Raw genomic sequence first — 15,800 nt, forward strand, 5'->3', positions numbered from 1 at the left:
CATATGCGGGAGAAACATATCGGGCTGGGCCTGTTCAGTCTGCTGGTCTTTATCTTTCTGCTGGGCCCGCTTCTGATCATATCGGTCACTTCGTTTGAACCGGGAACGGTACTCAAATTTCCACCGGAAGGGTTCTCCTTCCGCTGGTATGAGAATATTTTCAACACAGGCGGTTTCCTCCGCACATTCCAGACGTCCATCATCATTTCCCTGCTGGGGAACCTGTTGGCACTGGTACTCGGAGTTCCGGCTGCTTATGCGCTTAGTCGTTACGATTTCAAAGGCAAGTCCGTGCTGAACGCACTGTTCCTTTCCCCGGTACTGATCCCGGGAATCGTGCTTGGTTTTACATTGATGAAATACCTGATCGTAATCTACCATCTGCCGATGTATCTCGGATTGTTGATTGGTCATACGATTATCATGCTTCCATTCATCATTCGGGTTATCGCGTCGAGTCTGTCGAGCTTTGACTTCGCCGTGGAAGAAGCAGCGCTGAGTCTTGGTGCGGGACGGGTAAGAACGTTCTTCACGATCGTGCTTCCCAACATCCGATCAGGAATTATCGCGGCAGTGCTGATTGCCTTCCTGGAGTCGTTCAACAACGTGGACATCTCGGTGTTCATGACCGGACCAGGGGTAAGTACATTGCCAATTCAGATGCTGACGTATGTGGAGAACTACTTTGACCCAACGATTGCAGCGATTTCCATGCTATTGATGGTACTGACCGGACTCTTAATGTTCGTGATCGAACGGATCATGGGCGGATTTTCATACTTTACTAAACGTTAATTGGAGGCGCAGAACGCTATGGCATTGCTGACATTAGACCACGTATCCGTGGCATACGATAAGCAGACAATCCTGAAGGATTTTCAGTTGGAGCTGGAAAAAGGTAAACTGCTCTCCCTGCTCGGACCGAGCGGTTGCGGCAAAACAACTACGCTGCGCCTCATCGCCGGATTTCTGGAAGCATCACAGGGCAAGTTTATGTTCGGCGGCAAGGATTATACGAAGGTTCCGGCGAACAAGCGGAACTTCGGATTTGTATTTCAGAGTTATGCGTTATTCCCGCATCTGTCTGTCTATGACAACGTGGCCTTTGGCCTACGGATGCGCAAGGTGAAAGACAAGGATATCTCTTCCCGTGTGATGCGAATTCTGGAAGTCGTTAACCTGAATGGATTTGAGAAACGTTTTCCACAAGAACTGTCCGGTGGACAGCGTCAGCGTGTAGCAATTGCTCGTGCATTGGTCATTGAACCTGACCTGCTCTTGTTCGACGAACCACTCAGTAACCTGGATGCCAACTTGCGCCTCAACATGCGGGTGGAGATTCGCCGGATTCAGCAAGAGCTGGGCATTACAACGTTGTATGTCTCTCATGACCAGGAAGAATGTTTCTCGATCTCGGATCAGGTAGCGATTATGAACAAAGGTGTGGTCGAGCAGCTCGACCGCCCGGAAACGATTTTCAAATATCCGGCCACGGAGTTTGTAGCACGATTCATCGGTTTCCATAATTTCATTGAATTCGCTGAGCGTACGGATGCAGGTGAAGTGATCACACTGACCGCAGGTGGACGCACGTTTACAGCAACCGCGCATCCCGGAACAGCACGATCCGGTGCACGTAAAGGTGCAATTCGCCCGGATGATCTGATCGTTAGTGGAGATACCTCTGCGGATGTGGTGAATGCTTTGCCGGGCATTATCAAGGTCAGCACGTATCTGGGACGCAGTTATCAGTATGTAATTGAGACGGAGCTGGGTGACTTTACAGCAAATCAGGAGATGGAAACACCATACCTTAGTGGTCAGCGTGTTAGCCTGATCTTCCCACAGGACAAGCTTGTACTGGTGGAGTAGTCATGAATGTAAGGAACAGTATTAAGAAATAAGAGCAGTAAAGAAAGCATTTCATGCGATGATTCCGGACGAGGCAGTGGTACGCAATCAAGTACAGAATATCTGATTAAAGTACAGGTTCATTGCCCAGTCCGGATCGTGGTGAAATGTTTGTGAAGAAGGAGATTATGCCCCATGCGTGCAGATCAACTAATTGTGAATGTACATGTGTATAACAGTTATTATAAACGGTTTGAAATGAACAACGTTGCTGTACTCGACGGCAGATTCCTGTATGTTGGACCCGGTGGACCTGGGATGATTCAGGCAGACGAAGTCATTGATGCGCGGGGAAGATACATGATTCCTGGCTTGATTGATATCCATCTGCATATCGAAAGTACGATGGTGACACCGGAAACCTTTTCTCATGGTCTGATTGGCTGCGGGGTAACATCCATTGTAGCGGAACCGCATGAGATGGCGAATGTATTTGGGCTGGAGGGTGTGCAGGAGATGATGGCTGCGAGTCGGGAGACGACGGTCGACATGTTCTATGCGATCCCAAGCTCCGTTCCGGCAACCCCGATGGAGACAACAGGCGGTTCGATTGAAATCGAAGATATGGACGTGTTGCTCGCCACTGGCGAGATGATCTGTCTGGGCGAGATCATGAACTATGTCGATGTCATCCGTGATCCGGAGTGTAAGACAAACCAGATTTTACAGCATATCCGCAAAAACTATCCGGATCTTGTGATCGAAGGTCACACACCGAAACTGCTTGGACTCGATCTGCACCGACTGATCTATGCAGGTATTGATTCCGATCATACCCATCAGAGCATTGAGGGATTACAGGCGCGGATTGCGGCAGGTATGTTTATTGAAATTCAGGAGAAATCGATGACACCGGAAGTCATGGAGTACCTGATTCAACATGATGTGGCGCAGCATTTCTGCTTTGTTACGGATGATGTGATGCCGGATTCACTGGTGGAGCGTGGTCATCTGGATCATATCGTACGTAAGGCAATTCAGATGGGCATGCGTCCGGAAGATGCGATCTACGCAGCAACATCTACCCCTGCACTCCGTATGAAAATGACTGACCGTGGCAGCATCGCACCAGGCAAAGTGGCGGATTACGTGTTACTGTCCAACCTGGGGAAACTGTCGATTGATCAGGTGTATAAAAAAGGCCGCAAAGCTTATGACGATTACGAACCGTATAAGCAGGAACGGAGCACAGGACAGTTCCCACCTCACTTCTATAAGAGTGTACAGTTGGAGAAGCTGGGCATAGCTGATTTTGCAATTCAGTTGTCAGACCCAAAAGTCAGTGGATCAGGGGTTGATCTCGCTAGTGAAGGTGAGCACCAATGCCGTGTCATGATGGTCAAGGATGGTTCTACTTTTGTGGAAGAGCATATTGCACCGGTTCAGTCTTCGGATGGCGAATTGCAGTGGGAAGACAGCGGATATGCACAGATCGCGACCTTTGAACGTTATGGCGTGAACGGCAATCGTGCACATGGTCTGATCGGTGGAGACACCATCAAACGCGGGGCCATTGCAACGACATACTCACACGACAATCACAACCTGTTGGTTGTGGGACGTAATCGTGAAGATATGATATTGGCAGCTAACACGGTAATTTCGAGCCAAGGCGGCTTCTGTGTGGTGGAAGACGGCAAGGTGCTGTCCCATCTGGAACTTCCCGTAGGTGGCATTTTGACGGAAGAACCACTGGCAGTGGTGTCCCATCAAGTGAAGGAGCTGAGGGCAGCCATGTTGTCTCTTGGATATGTACATTACAACCCGATCATGTCGATCAGTACTCATTCCCTTGCAGTAAGTCCCGCGCTGAAGATTACGGATCACGGTCTGATTGATGTGAATGCAGGTAAGGTTGTATCGTTAGTAATCTAATTAGAATACACACATTCTGTGATGTGCCTTGAATTAAATGTTTGATAGTGGATTAAAATGTAGTATAAGAAGACCTATACCCCGTTTCGCCATGGAAAGTGGTGTGACGGGGTCTTATTGTTCAAAAAAAGGATTCGAATAATCTTTCTATACACTGAATCTTACAAGAGAAACTTAAACTAGATTTTAATCTTCCCTTGTAATGACCACTCCACATATTTGGACACCGACGGTGCAACCCACTTTCGGCTATCATTCTCATGATTCCACACAAATACGTCAACTCTGCAGATTCCTTCTCCCGTCACTGGAAACGCGAATAAATCACCAATGCCACTTTCCCCGAAGAAAATCAGGTTATCAAATGGCATATAATACTCTTGAAAGTGGTCATCACGATAGTGTTTGTTTTCATTCTTGATTCGATCTACTGACCAGATTAATCCTAAATCATAAATGGCTCTTACCCCATTGGTTTCCAGCAGTATTTCCTTTAGTTCTTGAGGCAGAGTGACATGGAACAAGCTCTCAACCTTTGCAATTTCATCTCCAGATGCAGGAGAACTGAATGCATACTCTTCTGAAATTCCCCTGAAATATTCTTTCCACATGAAGGCGTCCTCCCGGCATTATACAATGTAATCATATACTTCGTATGAAATATCTCTTCTTATGGTTCAATGAAAAGAAGGTAGCCCCCCATAGCTTGCCCTATAACTGGCTACCAAATAACAATAGGGAGAGTTATGCAGACTACCATTTCTAAATCTAGCTTACCAAGTAAGCCAACCACCCGTACGTTTATAATTGTGCAGGAGATCATACCTCTCATGGTATATAAGTCGTTTCATTTTGGTTCTATACTGACGATAATCGTGTTTTCGAGCTGTTTTAATTTCTTTGTTATAATGGACACTCTTGATTCCTTTACGAATCTCCTTGAGTTTCTCTTTTCTTGGATCAATGAACTTTTTACTGTTTTTCAGTTCAAGCCATTGTTCATTTTCCCAGATTGGAATCTCTTTGTGTGGAAACATCTTCATCCCCGTTGTGCCGGGTTAGATTTTGGCTTCGAGAGCCATGGCCTTAGACACAACTAATAGAAGAAGACTTTTGGATTGAACATAAGCATCACCTCTGACGTTATTAATCCTAATTTTAACATAATTACAACTTGCCTTCCCAATGTCTTATTCTGATTTGAGTCTTAATCGTCCCTTTGAAAATACACAGCCAGAAATCCTCCTTTGGACGGGACAAATGAATACATATATAGTAAGAAGAGAATGTTTGGACTCAAAAGCAGGAGGATAGACAACCATTATGGATAAAATAAATGATGCTAAAACCATATTTTTCGACGTGGATGATACTTTATATGATCACTTGCAGCCGCTTCGTGGCGCTTTGCAGGACGTTCTCGGCCTGCCGGATGATTTTCCTTATGCTGAGGCATATCACCGTTTTCGCTATTATAGTGACTGGCTGTCTGCACAAGAAGATTTGTCCGCTGTACCAGAACCGGATGCAGTAGAGCGAATGCGCCGTCGGAGGTTTGAGTTGACAATGGAAGAGTTCGGACTCCCCCTACACTCGGGACAGGCTGAAGAACTGCAAGCACAGTATTTGAGCAGACAGTTCGAGATTGTGCCTTTTGAAGGAGCGTATGAGTTAATCAGAAGGCTTCAGGAAGAAGGTCATACCGTCGGTTTAATCACCAACGGAGAAGGAGAGCATCAGCGACGCAAGCTTGAAGCACTGGATGTGCTCAGTTTCGTGGATGAGCATCTGATCTTCATCTCCGGTACGACAGGTTATGCGAAACCGGATCGCAGGTTGTTTGAATATGTGAGTCAGCAGTCCGGGACAGATGCCCGTTCCAGCTATTACATCGGAGACTCGTGGCGTAATGATGTGGTAGGTGCAGTGGATGCAGGCTGGACAGTCATCTGGTTTAACCATCGGGAGGCGCTGCCGGAGTCCGATCATCAACCTCATTTTGTAGCATCGAGCTATGAGGAGATCAGTCGTATTCTGACTTTTGAGTTTGTTAAGCAATAAAATTGTACAGGTGGGTTCATGCAGTCCTATCATCCGCGGAGATGAGGGGCTGTTTTTGCGTTATTTGCACTGTGAGAATATTCGCAGTATGTGAGCGTAATTAAAGGTATAAATAAAAAGCCTGGTGCAGGCAGTACTACACACCCTCATTAATCAGCCATGTGGCCAGTGTAACTCCCCTTTTTATAATGATATAGGATGAAGCTCAGCTTCATGGAATCTTCATGTACAAGACAGGGCAAAACCCTTCCCAAACCGTATATGCGGTGTTATAATTAAAACAAGATTTAGATTAAGTCTAAATTAAAATAAACGAATCAAAGTAGTCCATTACAATCATTCAAATTCTATTTTTATATTCGAGAGGGGATAAATTCCATGAGCACAATCCAAACTAGAAACAACACTTTTGCTAACAACGCCACAGCACTTCAAGAGGTCCTGAACCGTCAGATCGCAGGTTGGTCCGTACTGTACACGAAACTGCATAACTTCCACTGGTATGTCCAAGGGCCTCATTTCTTCACACTACATGCCAAATTCGAAGAGCTGTACAACTTGACTACGGCAAATATGGATGAAGTTGCAGAACGTTTGCTTGCTATTGGTGGACGTCCAGTGGCTACGATGGGTGAACAGCTGCGTCTGTCTCCGATTGAAGAGGCACAAGGACAGTTGTCTGCTGAGCGTATGGTAGAGTCGGTGGTTGCTGATCTGCGTACGATGGTGGAAGTGATTCATCAAGGCATTCACGAAGCGGGAGAAGCAGAGGATAACGCAACGGAAGATATGCTGATTGGATTCACCGCTGCCCTGGATAAAGAGGTCTGGATGTTAAACGCATTTCTGGGCAAATAAGCAAAGTCACTCTACATCCTGACAACGATATGTAGAGTCCGTGAACAAAGTGTCCGTTCGCTTACAAAACCGGTGCGCTTGCCGTATAATGATGGCATTCATGATGTACAGAATGGTGGAATGAATGATGCGGTCAGACCTGGAACAAATGCAGGAAGAAGCTGAACGGTTTATATATACATGTTATGAAGAGCTGGGCCATTCGCGTGAAGACGCGCAGGCCCGGCTTGTTGCCGTTATGGGCGAGATCGAAGTAACGGGTACCTATGTGCATACCACAGAAGAATTGGAGCAAGGTTGCAAAATGGCATGGCGGAACAGCAACCGCTGCATCGGGCGGCTGTTCTGGGATAAATTGCGGATCGTGGATGCCCGTCATGCCGATACGGCAGGAACGGCAGCGGATGCTGTGCTGAATCATATTCATTTGGCATCCAACGGAGGCAAGGTCATTCCGATGATTACGATCCTTCCACCGGATGGACCGGAAGGAACTCCGATACGGCTCTGGAATCATCAGCTCATTCGTTATGCGGGATATGAGACAGAGCAAGGCATTATTGGAGACCCTGCTTCGGTGGAACTGACCAAGGCGGCGATGTCACTTGGCTGGCAAGGGGCAGGTAGCCCTTATGATGTGTTACCGCTCATTATTCAGGCGCAAGGACAAGCTCCGGAATGGTATGTTGTACCCGCAGAAGAGATTGTGGAAGTGATGATTGAACACCCGGAGCAGAAGGAGATTGGTGAGCTGGGTATGCGTTGGTATGGTGTGCCGATGATCGCCGATATGCGACTGGAGATTGGTGGTATATCCTACCCGGCAGCGCCGTTTAATGGTTGGTATATGGGTACTGAGATTGGCGCCCGTAATCTGGCGGACACGTTCCGGTATAACAAGTTGCCTGTGGTGGCGGCAGCATTTGGGTTGAATACGTCGAGTGAAACGACATTGTGGAAGGACCGTGCGTTAGTGGAGCTGAACGTGGCTGTGCTGCATTCGTTCAAAAAATCAGGCGTGAGCATTGTGGATCACCACACGGCGGCAGCGCAATTTGCTATGTTTGAACAGCGGGAAGAGAAGGCTGGACGTGAGCTGACCGGAGATTGGGTGTGGCTGATTCCGCCGGTATCTCCGGCGACAACGCATATTTTCCACAGCTCTTATCGTAATGAGATCGTGAAGCCGAACTTTTTCCATCAGGATCAGGCGTATACCCTGAAAGATGGCGTGGCATCTGCTGCAGAGCCGCGAAGCAGCGAGCAGCAGAATGCACAGGTAGAGCGTCCCCAGCCACAGGCCGGGGATGCATCGATGAAATGCCCGTTTGCACATTGAATTGTGCAGACGGGTTATTTTTTGTTATTTTATTTTAGCAAAAGAAAAATCACCCCTGCTTCAAACGATACCGACTCCGCATCGCGGCCTGAACTACAATGGCAGCAGCAATCAGCACCAGATTGAACACAAACACGGAGTAAAGCGATCCAACTTCCATAAGCAACGCAGCAACCAGTGGAGATACGATGGAGCCGATCTCGGCCGCAGAGACAATTTTGCCTATGACAGAACTTCGACTCTCGTCCGGGATATGATCACCAATATGGGCAAAGAACGAATCCATGTAACATGCACCGCCAACCCCGCCAATCAACATGCCAACGTAGACCCATAGATGGGAGGACGTGCTTAGAAATACAACAACTTCGATTCCAATCAGGAACATGCCGAGCATGCAAAGCAACAGACGATCGCCTAACCGGTCAGAGAGATAACCGACAAAGGGAGCAGCGGCAAGTGTAGAAATCCCGGATACGGTGAAGGCGAGACTGGTTGCAAAGGGGTCCCAATGCATGATGTGAGCTGCATACAGTGCAAAATAGGTGAGGAATACCGCATAGGCGCTCATCTCCAGAAAATGTACTGTACTGTAGCCGAGAAGCTGTTGACGCTGGGTAATCCCTGTAGTTGGACCAATCGTTGTTGAGTCGGGAGCTTGATCGGATTGGGAGATATCCGTACCTTGCGTATGCAGTGCATCAGATGTTGTTGAAGGTAAAGGGGTAGCAGTCATAGTAGTATGCGGATGGGAGTCACTTGTAGTGAATTCTTCAACTTCATCCGTGTGCAGCACCGAGTGTGTTGAGTTGTCCAGAGGTTCTTGCTTGACGACAGCGTAAGGCTCTTCTAATGGAGGATCGTTCAACGTATCCTCAGATTCATGACTAGCTCTAGCTGGTGCCGTCGTCTTCATCCCCATCGCAGTGACCACAGCCATCAGACAACATAACGTAACAAGTAGAAAAGGAACCGACAGAGGCCAGTGCAGCGCGAGCCAGCCACTTATAACCGGACCGAGCACCATTCCGCCACCCTCACTGCTGCTGATATATCCATTATACAGGCCGCGGTTGTCTACATTGCCCCCATCTCCGATGATGGAACGCACGACCACGGTAAGCCCGGTGGAAGCCAGCCCTTGCAGCAGTCGAAGCAGGCCGAATAACACCGCAGCAGAAGACGCCGCGAAGCCACCCATGCAGACAGCGAGCAGTACCAGCATGAAGATGAGAGCACGTTTACCCCCGAGTTTCTTATAAATTACCGCTGCAGGAACGCCACCAATCACTTTCCCGACATAAAAAAGCGCAAAAATAACCCCCATCATCCAGCCGGACAGGCCGAATTCCTCAATAAACAAAGGAAATAGGGGCAGGATCATGAATCCGCCCATCTGACTTAGGAAACAAATGGTCATCAGCAAAGGCAGGTTACGACGAATATCCAAGAGCCAAGACTCCTTTCACACATAAAATGGAATCCCAAACGTGCTTCACTTCCCAAAGGAATGCATAGATATCGACATATACCCGTAATGTATGCAGGATTTTTGAAAATAAGAAGAAATGACACGTGGCGTTTACATCAAAACCATTGCGGATATACCTGAATCATATATAATAGATGGGTTATCTATAAGGATGCATGAACGAAAGTGTACAGATTTAAGAGTTACCTCAAGTATAAGGGGGCGATGTGAAGCATGTCAGAACAACAACCGATTATCCGCTTCGAAGCGGTGACTCAGCAATACGATCAGGATGAAGCCGTATTGAAGGCAGTCAGCTTTGAGATTGAGCGGGGTAAATTTTATACGCTTCTTGGCCCATCAGGGTGCGGGAAAACAACGATATTGCGGCTGATTGCCGGTTTTGCGGAGCCGACACAGGGCAGTATCTATTTTAACGGTGCGCTCATCAACCGAGTGCCTGCCCATCAGCGGCAGGTGAATACCGTATTTCAGGATTATGCGTTATTTCCACATTTGAATGTATTTGAGAACGTAGCCTTTGGTTTGCGGATCAAAAAGATGAAAACGGCTGAAATTCGCAGCAAAGTGTTGGAAGCCCTCAAGTTCGTCAATCTGTCCGGTTATGAGAACCGCGAGATTGGCGAAATGTCCGGCGGACAGCGGCAGCGTGTTGCGATTGCACGCGCAATTGTGAACGAACCTGAAATTCTGCTGCTGGACGAGCCTTTATCCGCACTCGATTTGAAGCTACGGACTGAGATGCAGTACGAGCTGCGGGAGCTGCAACAGCGACTGGGCATTACGTTTATTTTTGTTACACATGATCAGGAAGAGGCCTTGGCAATGTCGGATGAGATCTTTGTCCTGAATGGCGGCGTGATTCAACAGAGCGGTACACCGAATGATATCTATGATGAGCCGATTAACCGCTTTGTGGCGGACTTTATAGGGGAATCAAATATTGTATCGGGCAGAATGAAGCAGGACTTTGTGGTGGAATTCGCTGGCGCACAGCACGAGTGTGTCGATCAGGGTCTCCAGCCGGACGAGCCGGTAGAGATTGTTATCCGCCCAGAGGATCTGGAGATTACAACCGAAGAACAAGGCAAGCTCAAAGTTAATGTGGACTCCCAGTTATTCCGCGGGGTGCATTACGAGATATCCACGTACGACGATGCGGGCAATGAGTGGCTTGTTCATTCCACGAAGAAAGCCGTTGTAGGCGCACGGATTGGACTGTATTTTGACCCGGAAGCTGTACACGTCATGCGCTTTAACGAGACCGAAGAAGAGTTCGACAAACGACTCGAAGCCTACCAAGAGGCCGCTCATGCAGACTAAGGCCAGCACACGCAATGCGTATCTGATTCCATATGTATTATGGATGGTGTTGTTTGTTGTGGCGCCGGTTCTGCTGGTTATCTATTATTCATTCTTCGATGTGGAGGGTAACTTCACGTTTGGCAACTACGCCCGGTTCTTCACGCCGGTGTACTTGCAGATGACGCTCAGTTCGTTCTGGTATGCATTTCTGATTACGGCGTTCTCACTGCTGATCTCGTATCCAACGGCATATATGCTGACCCGTACGAAGCACAAGCAGCTGTGGTTGCTGCTGATCATTCTGCCAAGCTGGATCAATCTTTTGTTAAAAGCGTACGCCTTCATCGGTCTGTTTGGAACGTACGGTCTGACCAACTCCCTGCTTGAAGTGGTGGGTATTGGTACACAGCAGATCTTGTTCACCGACTTTAGTTTTATCTTTGTCTCTGTGTACATCTTCATTCCATTCATGATTCTGCCGATCTTCAATGCGCTGGAAGAGATGAATCCGTCGTTGATCTACGCGGCGCGGGATCTGGGAGCCTCATCTTGGCTGACATTCCGCCGGGTTATCTTTCCGCTGACGATTAGCGGTGTGAAATCAGGCTGTCAGGCTGTATTTATTCCTGCGCTGTCTCTGTTCATGATTACCCGCCTTATTGCGGGGAACCGTGTAATTACGCTGGGAACAGCGATTGAACAGCATTTTCTCGTCACCCAGGACTGGGGGATGGGTTCAACGATTGCCGTCTTTTTGATTATTGCGATGGCGATTATTATGTTCCTGACTGGATCAGGCAAGAAGGAGGTGCGTAATGGGAAGAAACGGAAAGCTGTCTAACGTCTATCTGGCCGTTGTATTCGCCATTCTGTACGCACCGATTGCGTATCTGATCTTCTATTCCTTCAACAGCGGCGGCCATATGCGCAGCTTCGAAGGATTCACGCTTGAATGGTACAGAGAGGTGTTCGCTGATACTCGGCTGCTCATCATTGTGCTGAATACATTTATCATTGCGCTCCTGTCATCAGCGATCTCAACGATCCTCGGTGTAGCAGGAGCACTGGCGATCTACCATGTGCGTCGCAAAAGGACCAAGAACACGCTGCTGTCACTCAATAACGTGCTCATCGTGAGTCCCGATGTCATCATTGGTGCATCGTTCCTGATCCTGTTTACCATGATTGGCATCAAATTGGGCTTCACTTCGGTCCTGCTGTCTCATATCGCATTCAGTGTACCGATCGTTGTGATCATGGTACTGCCGAAGCTGCAGGAGATGAGTCCAACACTGATGGATGCGGCGCGCGATCTGGGCGCTGGTTCATGGCAGATTCTGACGCGTGTGGTGCTGCCATACGTGAAACCGGGTATTTTTGCCGGATTCTTCATGGCGTTGACGTACTCGCTCGATGATTTTGCAGTAACATTCTTTGTCACGGGTAATGGATACTCGACACTCTCGGTAGAGATATACTCCAGAGCAAGGCAGGGCGTTTCGTTGTCCATCAACGCTTTGTCTACCCTGTTATTCCTGCTCACGGTGCTGCTGGTAGTTGGATATTACTTCATTAATCGCCGTGCAACACGGATACCACCCGGAGGAAAGGGGCTGCGTCCATGAAGCAACTGGTACGGACATTTGCGCTTGTTTTTGTGGCCGCGTTTGCCCTGATGATCCTGGCTTCGTATCTGAACAAGAGTCAGGGGTATTCTGGCGGCAACACACTGACCATCTATAACTGGGGCGATTATATCGACCCGGATCTGCTTAAGGAGTTTGAGGACGAGACTGGCATTAAGGTTATCTATCAGACGTTTGATTCCAATGAAGCGATGCTGACCAAGATTGAGCAGGGCGGTACTACGTTCGATGTGGCGATTCCTTCCGAATATGCGATTAGCAAAATGAAAGAGGAAGACCTGCTCGTTCCAATTGATCACAGCAAATTGACTAACCTGAGCAACATCGATCCGCGGTTCTTGGACTTGTCCTTTGACGAAGGCAACAAGTATTCCATCCCGTATTTCTGGGGCACGGTGGGGGTTGTGTACAATCCTGAGCTGGTGGATGGATTGACATTTGATAGCTGGAATGACCTGTGGGACCCGCGTCTGAAAAATCAAATCCTACTCCTTGATGGCGCACGCGAAGTCATTGGGATGGGTTTAAACAGTCTCGGGTATTCCCTGAACGATACCAACGAAGATCATCTGCAAGAAGCGCTGAAGAAGCTGTCTACATTGACACCAAACGTCAGAGCAATTGTCGGAGACGAGATCAAGATGTTACTTGCGAACGAGGAAGCGGCGGTTGGACTGGTATGGTCCGGGGATGCATCCGAGATTATGGATGAGAACGACAAGCTGGATTATATGGTGCCGGAAGAAGGCTCAAACCTCTGGTTCGATAACATGGTTATTCCCAAAACAGCGAGTAATATTGAAGGGGCACACCAGTTTATCAACTTCATGCTGGACCCGGATCATGCCGCTCGTAATGCGGAGTATGTCGGGTATTCCACTCCGAACGCTGAGGCCCTTAAGCTGCTGCCAGAGGACATCTCGGAGGATGAGCGTTTCTATCCAGACGAGGCACTGACAGGCAAGCTGGAGGTCTACGATAATCTGGGCAAAAAAATGCTCTCGCATTATAACGACCTGTTCCTGGAGTTTAAAATGCATAGCAAATAACCGTCAATAACGTGTGCACAGTTTGTTAGATTTGCAAAAAAGACAAAAAGGGTTGCTGCTCGTCATTTCAATTGAATGACGAGCAGCAACCCTTTTTTATTACCTGCTTCAGAGCAATAGCGCTTGAAGTGCCATAAAAGATGAACATTAAAGGTCACACGTTAACGGAGCGGGCAGAAATAAGCTATAGAAGCGGAGCGTTCGCCTTTATCACCGGATTTTCCCATTGTAAAGGGGGAATCAAAAAAATCCGGGGATAACAGCGATCGAAAGATTATTCTGCACGCGGAGTGGCTCAGTGTGACCCCGCACCCTATTCATCTTATATGAATGGCACTACATGCGCTTTTTGCGACCCACCATGATCCACGCTCCACCCATAATCAGCACAATCGCTACAAAAGGCTGAATAAAGCTCAAGCTGCTCAGCATCGTGCCAATCGACATCACAGCGAAGAACAGCAACGATATCACCGTTAGAATGTTGATGGGGATCAGCAACCATTTGTTCCGACCACCGAACCAATACAATTCGAACAAACCAACAGCTACAGCCAGAATGAAGCCCGGCCACATCGTACCCCAGTTGTTAAACAGCATGGCGATCTGACAGACAATACCAACCGTGAGCAACAACCCACCGGGAACCAGCAGTCCAACCCCTCTGCCAATCATGGAGAAGTAGAGCCAGTGGAAGAACAGTCCTAGTGGGATCACGAATAACGTGGGCCAGAAAGTCGCAAAGATCGTACCCGGACCGAGTGAACCTCCCTGGTTCAGAATCAGGTACACGCCCAGCAAAATGAGAACAGGCGCAAGGATCGTACGTTTAGCCATAATATCTCTCCTTCTCAATACAAAATCAATTTTCCGAACAGTTGTATGTAGAGCAATTACTTTCGTTATTCACAGCATAGCATGAAATAGAAAAGTCTATCCTCCGTCTTTGGAGTTAAAGTGGACCTAGACCAAAGTCTAGGTACGTAAATTTGAGAAACTATACTCCCTAGATGAGGGTGTAGTTGAACATGCTAAAAACCCACTCTGTTGAGAGTGGGTTCTGTCATTCTTTTTATCAAAAGCGAAGCTTGTTATTTCACCACATCCGAATGTTTCTTGCCCCAGCTGTTCACACCGTCATCCTCAATGATGGAGATGGCTGCATCCGCGATATCGGGGTTTGTCATCAGTTTCTCCTGAATACGGAACTTGATGTCATCCGCATCGGCAAGACTGAGTCCTTTGGTCAACTCAATCAGACCTTCGACATGATAATAACGGCCTTCCTGAATGATACGCATCATCTGAATATCGGCAACGTGTGTGTCTGCGAGAATAGTCTGGGACACTTTGTCCTCAATATCCTGGGGAGCCGCAACACCGATCAATCCGATCATATTATCGTAACCGACACGGAAGGCTACAGCGATCATCAAGCATCCAATAATCGTCGTCACAATACCATCAAGCAGTGCAAAATTGGTCAAGGCAATGACCACGACAGAGATCAATGCGAGCGTGGCGCCAAGTACAGCGACAACATCTTCGTAGAATACGAGACGGGTTGGTGGCGCAGCACGGCCTACATTTTTGATGGCAGCAGGGACCAAGGCAAATCCGGCGGCTTTGGGTGCGCGTGCTTCTTTGAGAATTTCCTTCATCGCTTTGATCAGAATGGCCCCGTCAATGACAATGTTCAGAACAAGCACTCCGATATTAATCCAGAGACCGCCGGTATGACCAACAGGATGCTGCAACAGATGGATGCCTTCATGGATCGTTTCATACGCCATAATCGTCACGACAATCACGGCGATCATGCAGAAAATGTTAATGACCCGTCCGAATCCGGTCGGGAAGCGGCGTGTAGGTTTTTTCTCGGACAACACACTTCCGACAAAGACAAACCCTTGGTTAATGGCATCGGCTAATGAGTGCATCGCCGAAGCGAACATGGCACCACTGCCACTGAATAGGAAGGCCCCCCCTTTGCACACAGCAAGAACGGCATTACCAGCCATCGCTACGGCGGAGGATGTGTTTCCTTTTTTGACGAGAGACATAAAGCTCTCAGACTTCGGTTGTTCAGCCACTTCGTATGTTCCTCCCAGATCAATGTATTAGGTGTAGAAAAGCCAGTTTATCTATACAGCATGTGCATTTCCACTAAATGTTATTATAACTGCTTTGACATATCCCAGCATTATGCAAAAAAGGTCATATCATCATGGATTCATGTGATCCATAGGAAGTAAGAGATTACA

General features: G+C 47.9%; 15 protein-coding genes. 10 read left to right on the plus strand and 5 right to left on the minus strand.

What is annotated here, in order from left to right; genetic code table 11:
- The first annotated feature begins 3 nt into the window (after positions 1–3).
- The 3 genes from QF049_RS25335 (at position 4) to QF049_RS25345 (ending at position 3,786) form a co-directional block, all read left to right on the plus strand.
- Positions 4–795, plus strand: a complete 792-nt coding sequence (locus QF049_RS25335) for an ABC transporter permease (RefSeq protein ID WP_307541525.1) — start codon at positions 4–6, stop codon at positions 793–795.
- 18 nt (positions 796–813) lie between these two features.
- Positions 814–1,872 carry an ABC transporter ATP-binding protein gene (locus tag QF049_RS25340; RefSeq protein WP_307541527.1) on the plus strand — a complete coding sequence of 353 codons (1,059 nt, stop codon included), beginning with the start codon at positions 814–816 and terminating at the stop codon, positions 1,870–1,872.
- 174 nt (positions 1,873–2,046) lie between these two features.
- On the plus strand, positions 2,047–3,786 hold the full coding sequence (locus tag QF049_RS25345) for an adenine deaminase C-terminal domain-containing protein (protein ID WP_307541529.1): 1,740 nt from the start codon (positions 2,047–2,049) through the stop codon (positions 3,784–3,786).
- 179 nt (positions 3,787–3,965) lie between these two features.
- Here the strand turns inward: QF049_RS25345 and QF049_RS25350 are convergent, their stop codons facing one another.
- Both QF049_RS25350 and QF049_RS25355 read right to left on the minus strand, forming a co-directional pair.
- A complete protein-coding gene (locus tag QF049_RS25350; RefSeq protein ID WP_307541530.1) occupies positions 3,966–4,397 on the minus strand; it encodes an SMI1/KNR4 family protein in 432 nt (143 codons plus the stop codon).
- A gap of 162 nt (positions 4,398–4,559) precedes the next feature.
- Positions 4,560–4,823 carry a hypothetical protein gene (locus QF049_RS25355; protein ID WP_307541532.1) on the minus strand — a complete coding sequence of 88 codons (264 nt, stop codon included), beginning with the start codon at positions 4,821–4,823 and terminating at the stop codon, positions 4,560–4,562.
- A gap of 286 nt (positions 4,824–5,109) precedes the next feature.
- Between QF049_RS25355 and QF049_RS25360 the strand changes: the two genes are divergently transcribed.
- From QF049_RS25360 to QF049_RS25370, 3 genes are all read left to right on the plus strand, one after another.
- Entirely contained in the window at positions 5,110–5,847 is a 738-nt protein-coding gene (locus QF049_RS25360; RefSeq protein ID WP_307541534.1) for an HAD family hydrolase, read from the plus strand.
- A gap of 378 nt (positions 5,848–6,225) precedes the next feature.
- Entirely contained in the window at positions 6,226–6,705 is a 480-nt protein-coding gene (locus QF049_RS25365) for a Dps family protein (RefSeq protein WP_307541537.1), read from the plus strand.
- Between the two features lie 127 nt (positions 6,706–6,832).
- Positions 6,833–8,044 (plus strand): nitric oxide synthase oxygenase, encoded by a 1,212-nt coding sequence (locus QF049_RS25370; protein WP_307543419.1) that lies wholly within the window; start codon positions 6,833–6,835, stop codon positions 8,042–8,044.
- A gap of 49 nt (positions 8,045–8,093) precedes the next feature.
- On the opposite strand, the gene QF049_RS25375 is transcribed toward QF049_RS25370, so the two are convergent.
- Positions 8,094–9,494, minus strand: coding sequence for an MFS transporter (locus tag QF049_RS25375; protein WP_307541539.1), 1,401 nt, complete (start codon positions 9,492–9,494; stop codon positions 8,094–8,096).
- A 255-nt stretch (positions 9,495–9,749) separates the two neighbouring features.
- Here QF049_RS25375 and QF049_RS25380 point away from each other — a divergent pair, with 255 nt between their 5' ends.
- The 4 genes from QF049_RS25380 to QF049_RS25395 are packed head-to-tail and all read left to right on the plus strand — an operon-like array spanning position 9,750 to position 13,536.
- A complete protein-coding gene (locus tag QF049_RS25380) occupies positions 9,750–10,859 on the plus strand; it encodes an ABC transporter ATP-binding protein (RefSeq protein ID WP_124116634.1) in 1,110 nt (369 codons plus the stop codon).
- Complete coding sequence (locus tag QF049_RS25385) at positions 10,849–11,682, plus strand: ABC transporter permease (protein WP_017691799.1); 834 nt, start codon at positions 10,849–10,851, stop codon at positions 11,680–11,682. The genes QF049_RS25380 and QF049_RS25385 overlap by 11 nt, the downstream gene beginning before the upstream one ends.
- The gene (locus QF049_RS25390; RefSeq protein ID WP_062836831.1) at positions 11,657–12,466 is read left to right on the plus strand and encodes an ABC transporter permease; all 810 of its coding nucleotides are present in this window, start codon (positions 11,657–11,659) and stop codon (positions 12,464–12,466) included. Before QF049_RS25385 ends, QF049_RS25390 begins: the two co-directional genes overlap by 26 nt.
- Positions 12,463–13,536 (plus strand): ABC transporter substrate-binding protein, encoded by a 1,074-nt coding sequence (locus QF049_RS25395; RefSeq protein ID WP_124116632.1) that lies wholly within the window; start codon positions 12,463–12,465, stop codon positions 13,534–13,536. Before QF049_RS25390 ends, QF049_RS25395 begins: the two co-directional genes overlap by 4 nt.
- 336 nt (positions 13,537–13,872) lie before the next feature.
- Here the strand turns inward: QF049_RS25395 and QF049_RS25400 are convergent, their stop codons facing one another.
- Both QF049_RS25400 and QF049_RS25405 read right to left on the minus strand, forming a co-directional pair.
- Positions 13,873–14,373: a hypothetical protein gene (locus tag QF049_RS25400; protein WP_017691802.1), complete on the minus strand. Its 501-nt coding sequence runs from the start codon at positions 14,371–14,373 to the stop codon at positions 13,873–13,875.
- Positions 14,374–14,627: 254 nt separating this feature from the next.
- Positions 14,628–15,629 (minus strand): cation diffusion facilitator family transporter, encoded by a 1,002-nt coding sequence (locus QF049_RS25405; protein ID WP_091036009.1) that lies wholly within the window; start codon positions 15,627–15,629, stop codon positions 14,628–14,630.
- Positions 15,630–15,800: the final 171 nt, after the last annotated feature.

This window comes from Paenibacillus sp. W4I10 (assembly GCF_030816325.1).
Taxonomy (GTDB): domain Bacteria; phylum Bacillota; class Bacilli; order Paenibacillales; family Paenibacillaceae; genus Paenibacillus; species Paenibacillus amylolyticus_B.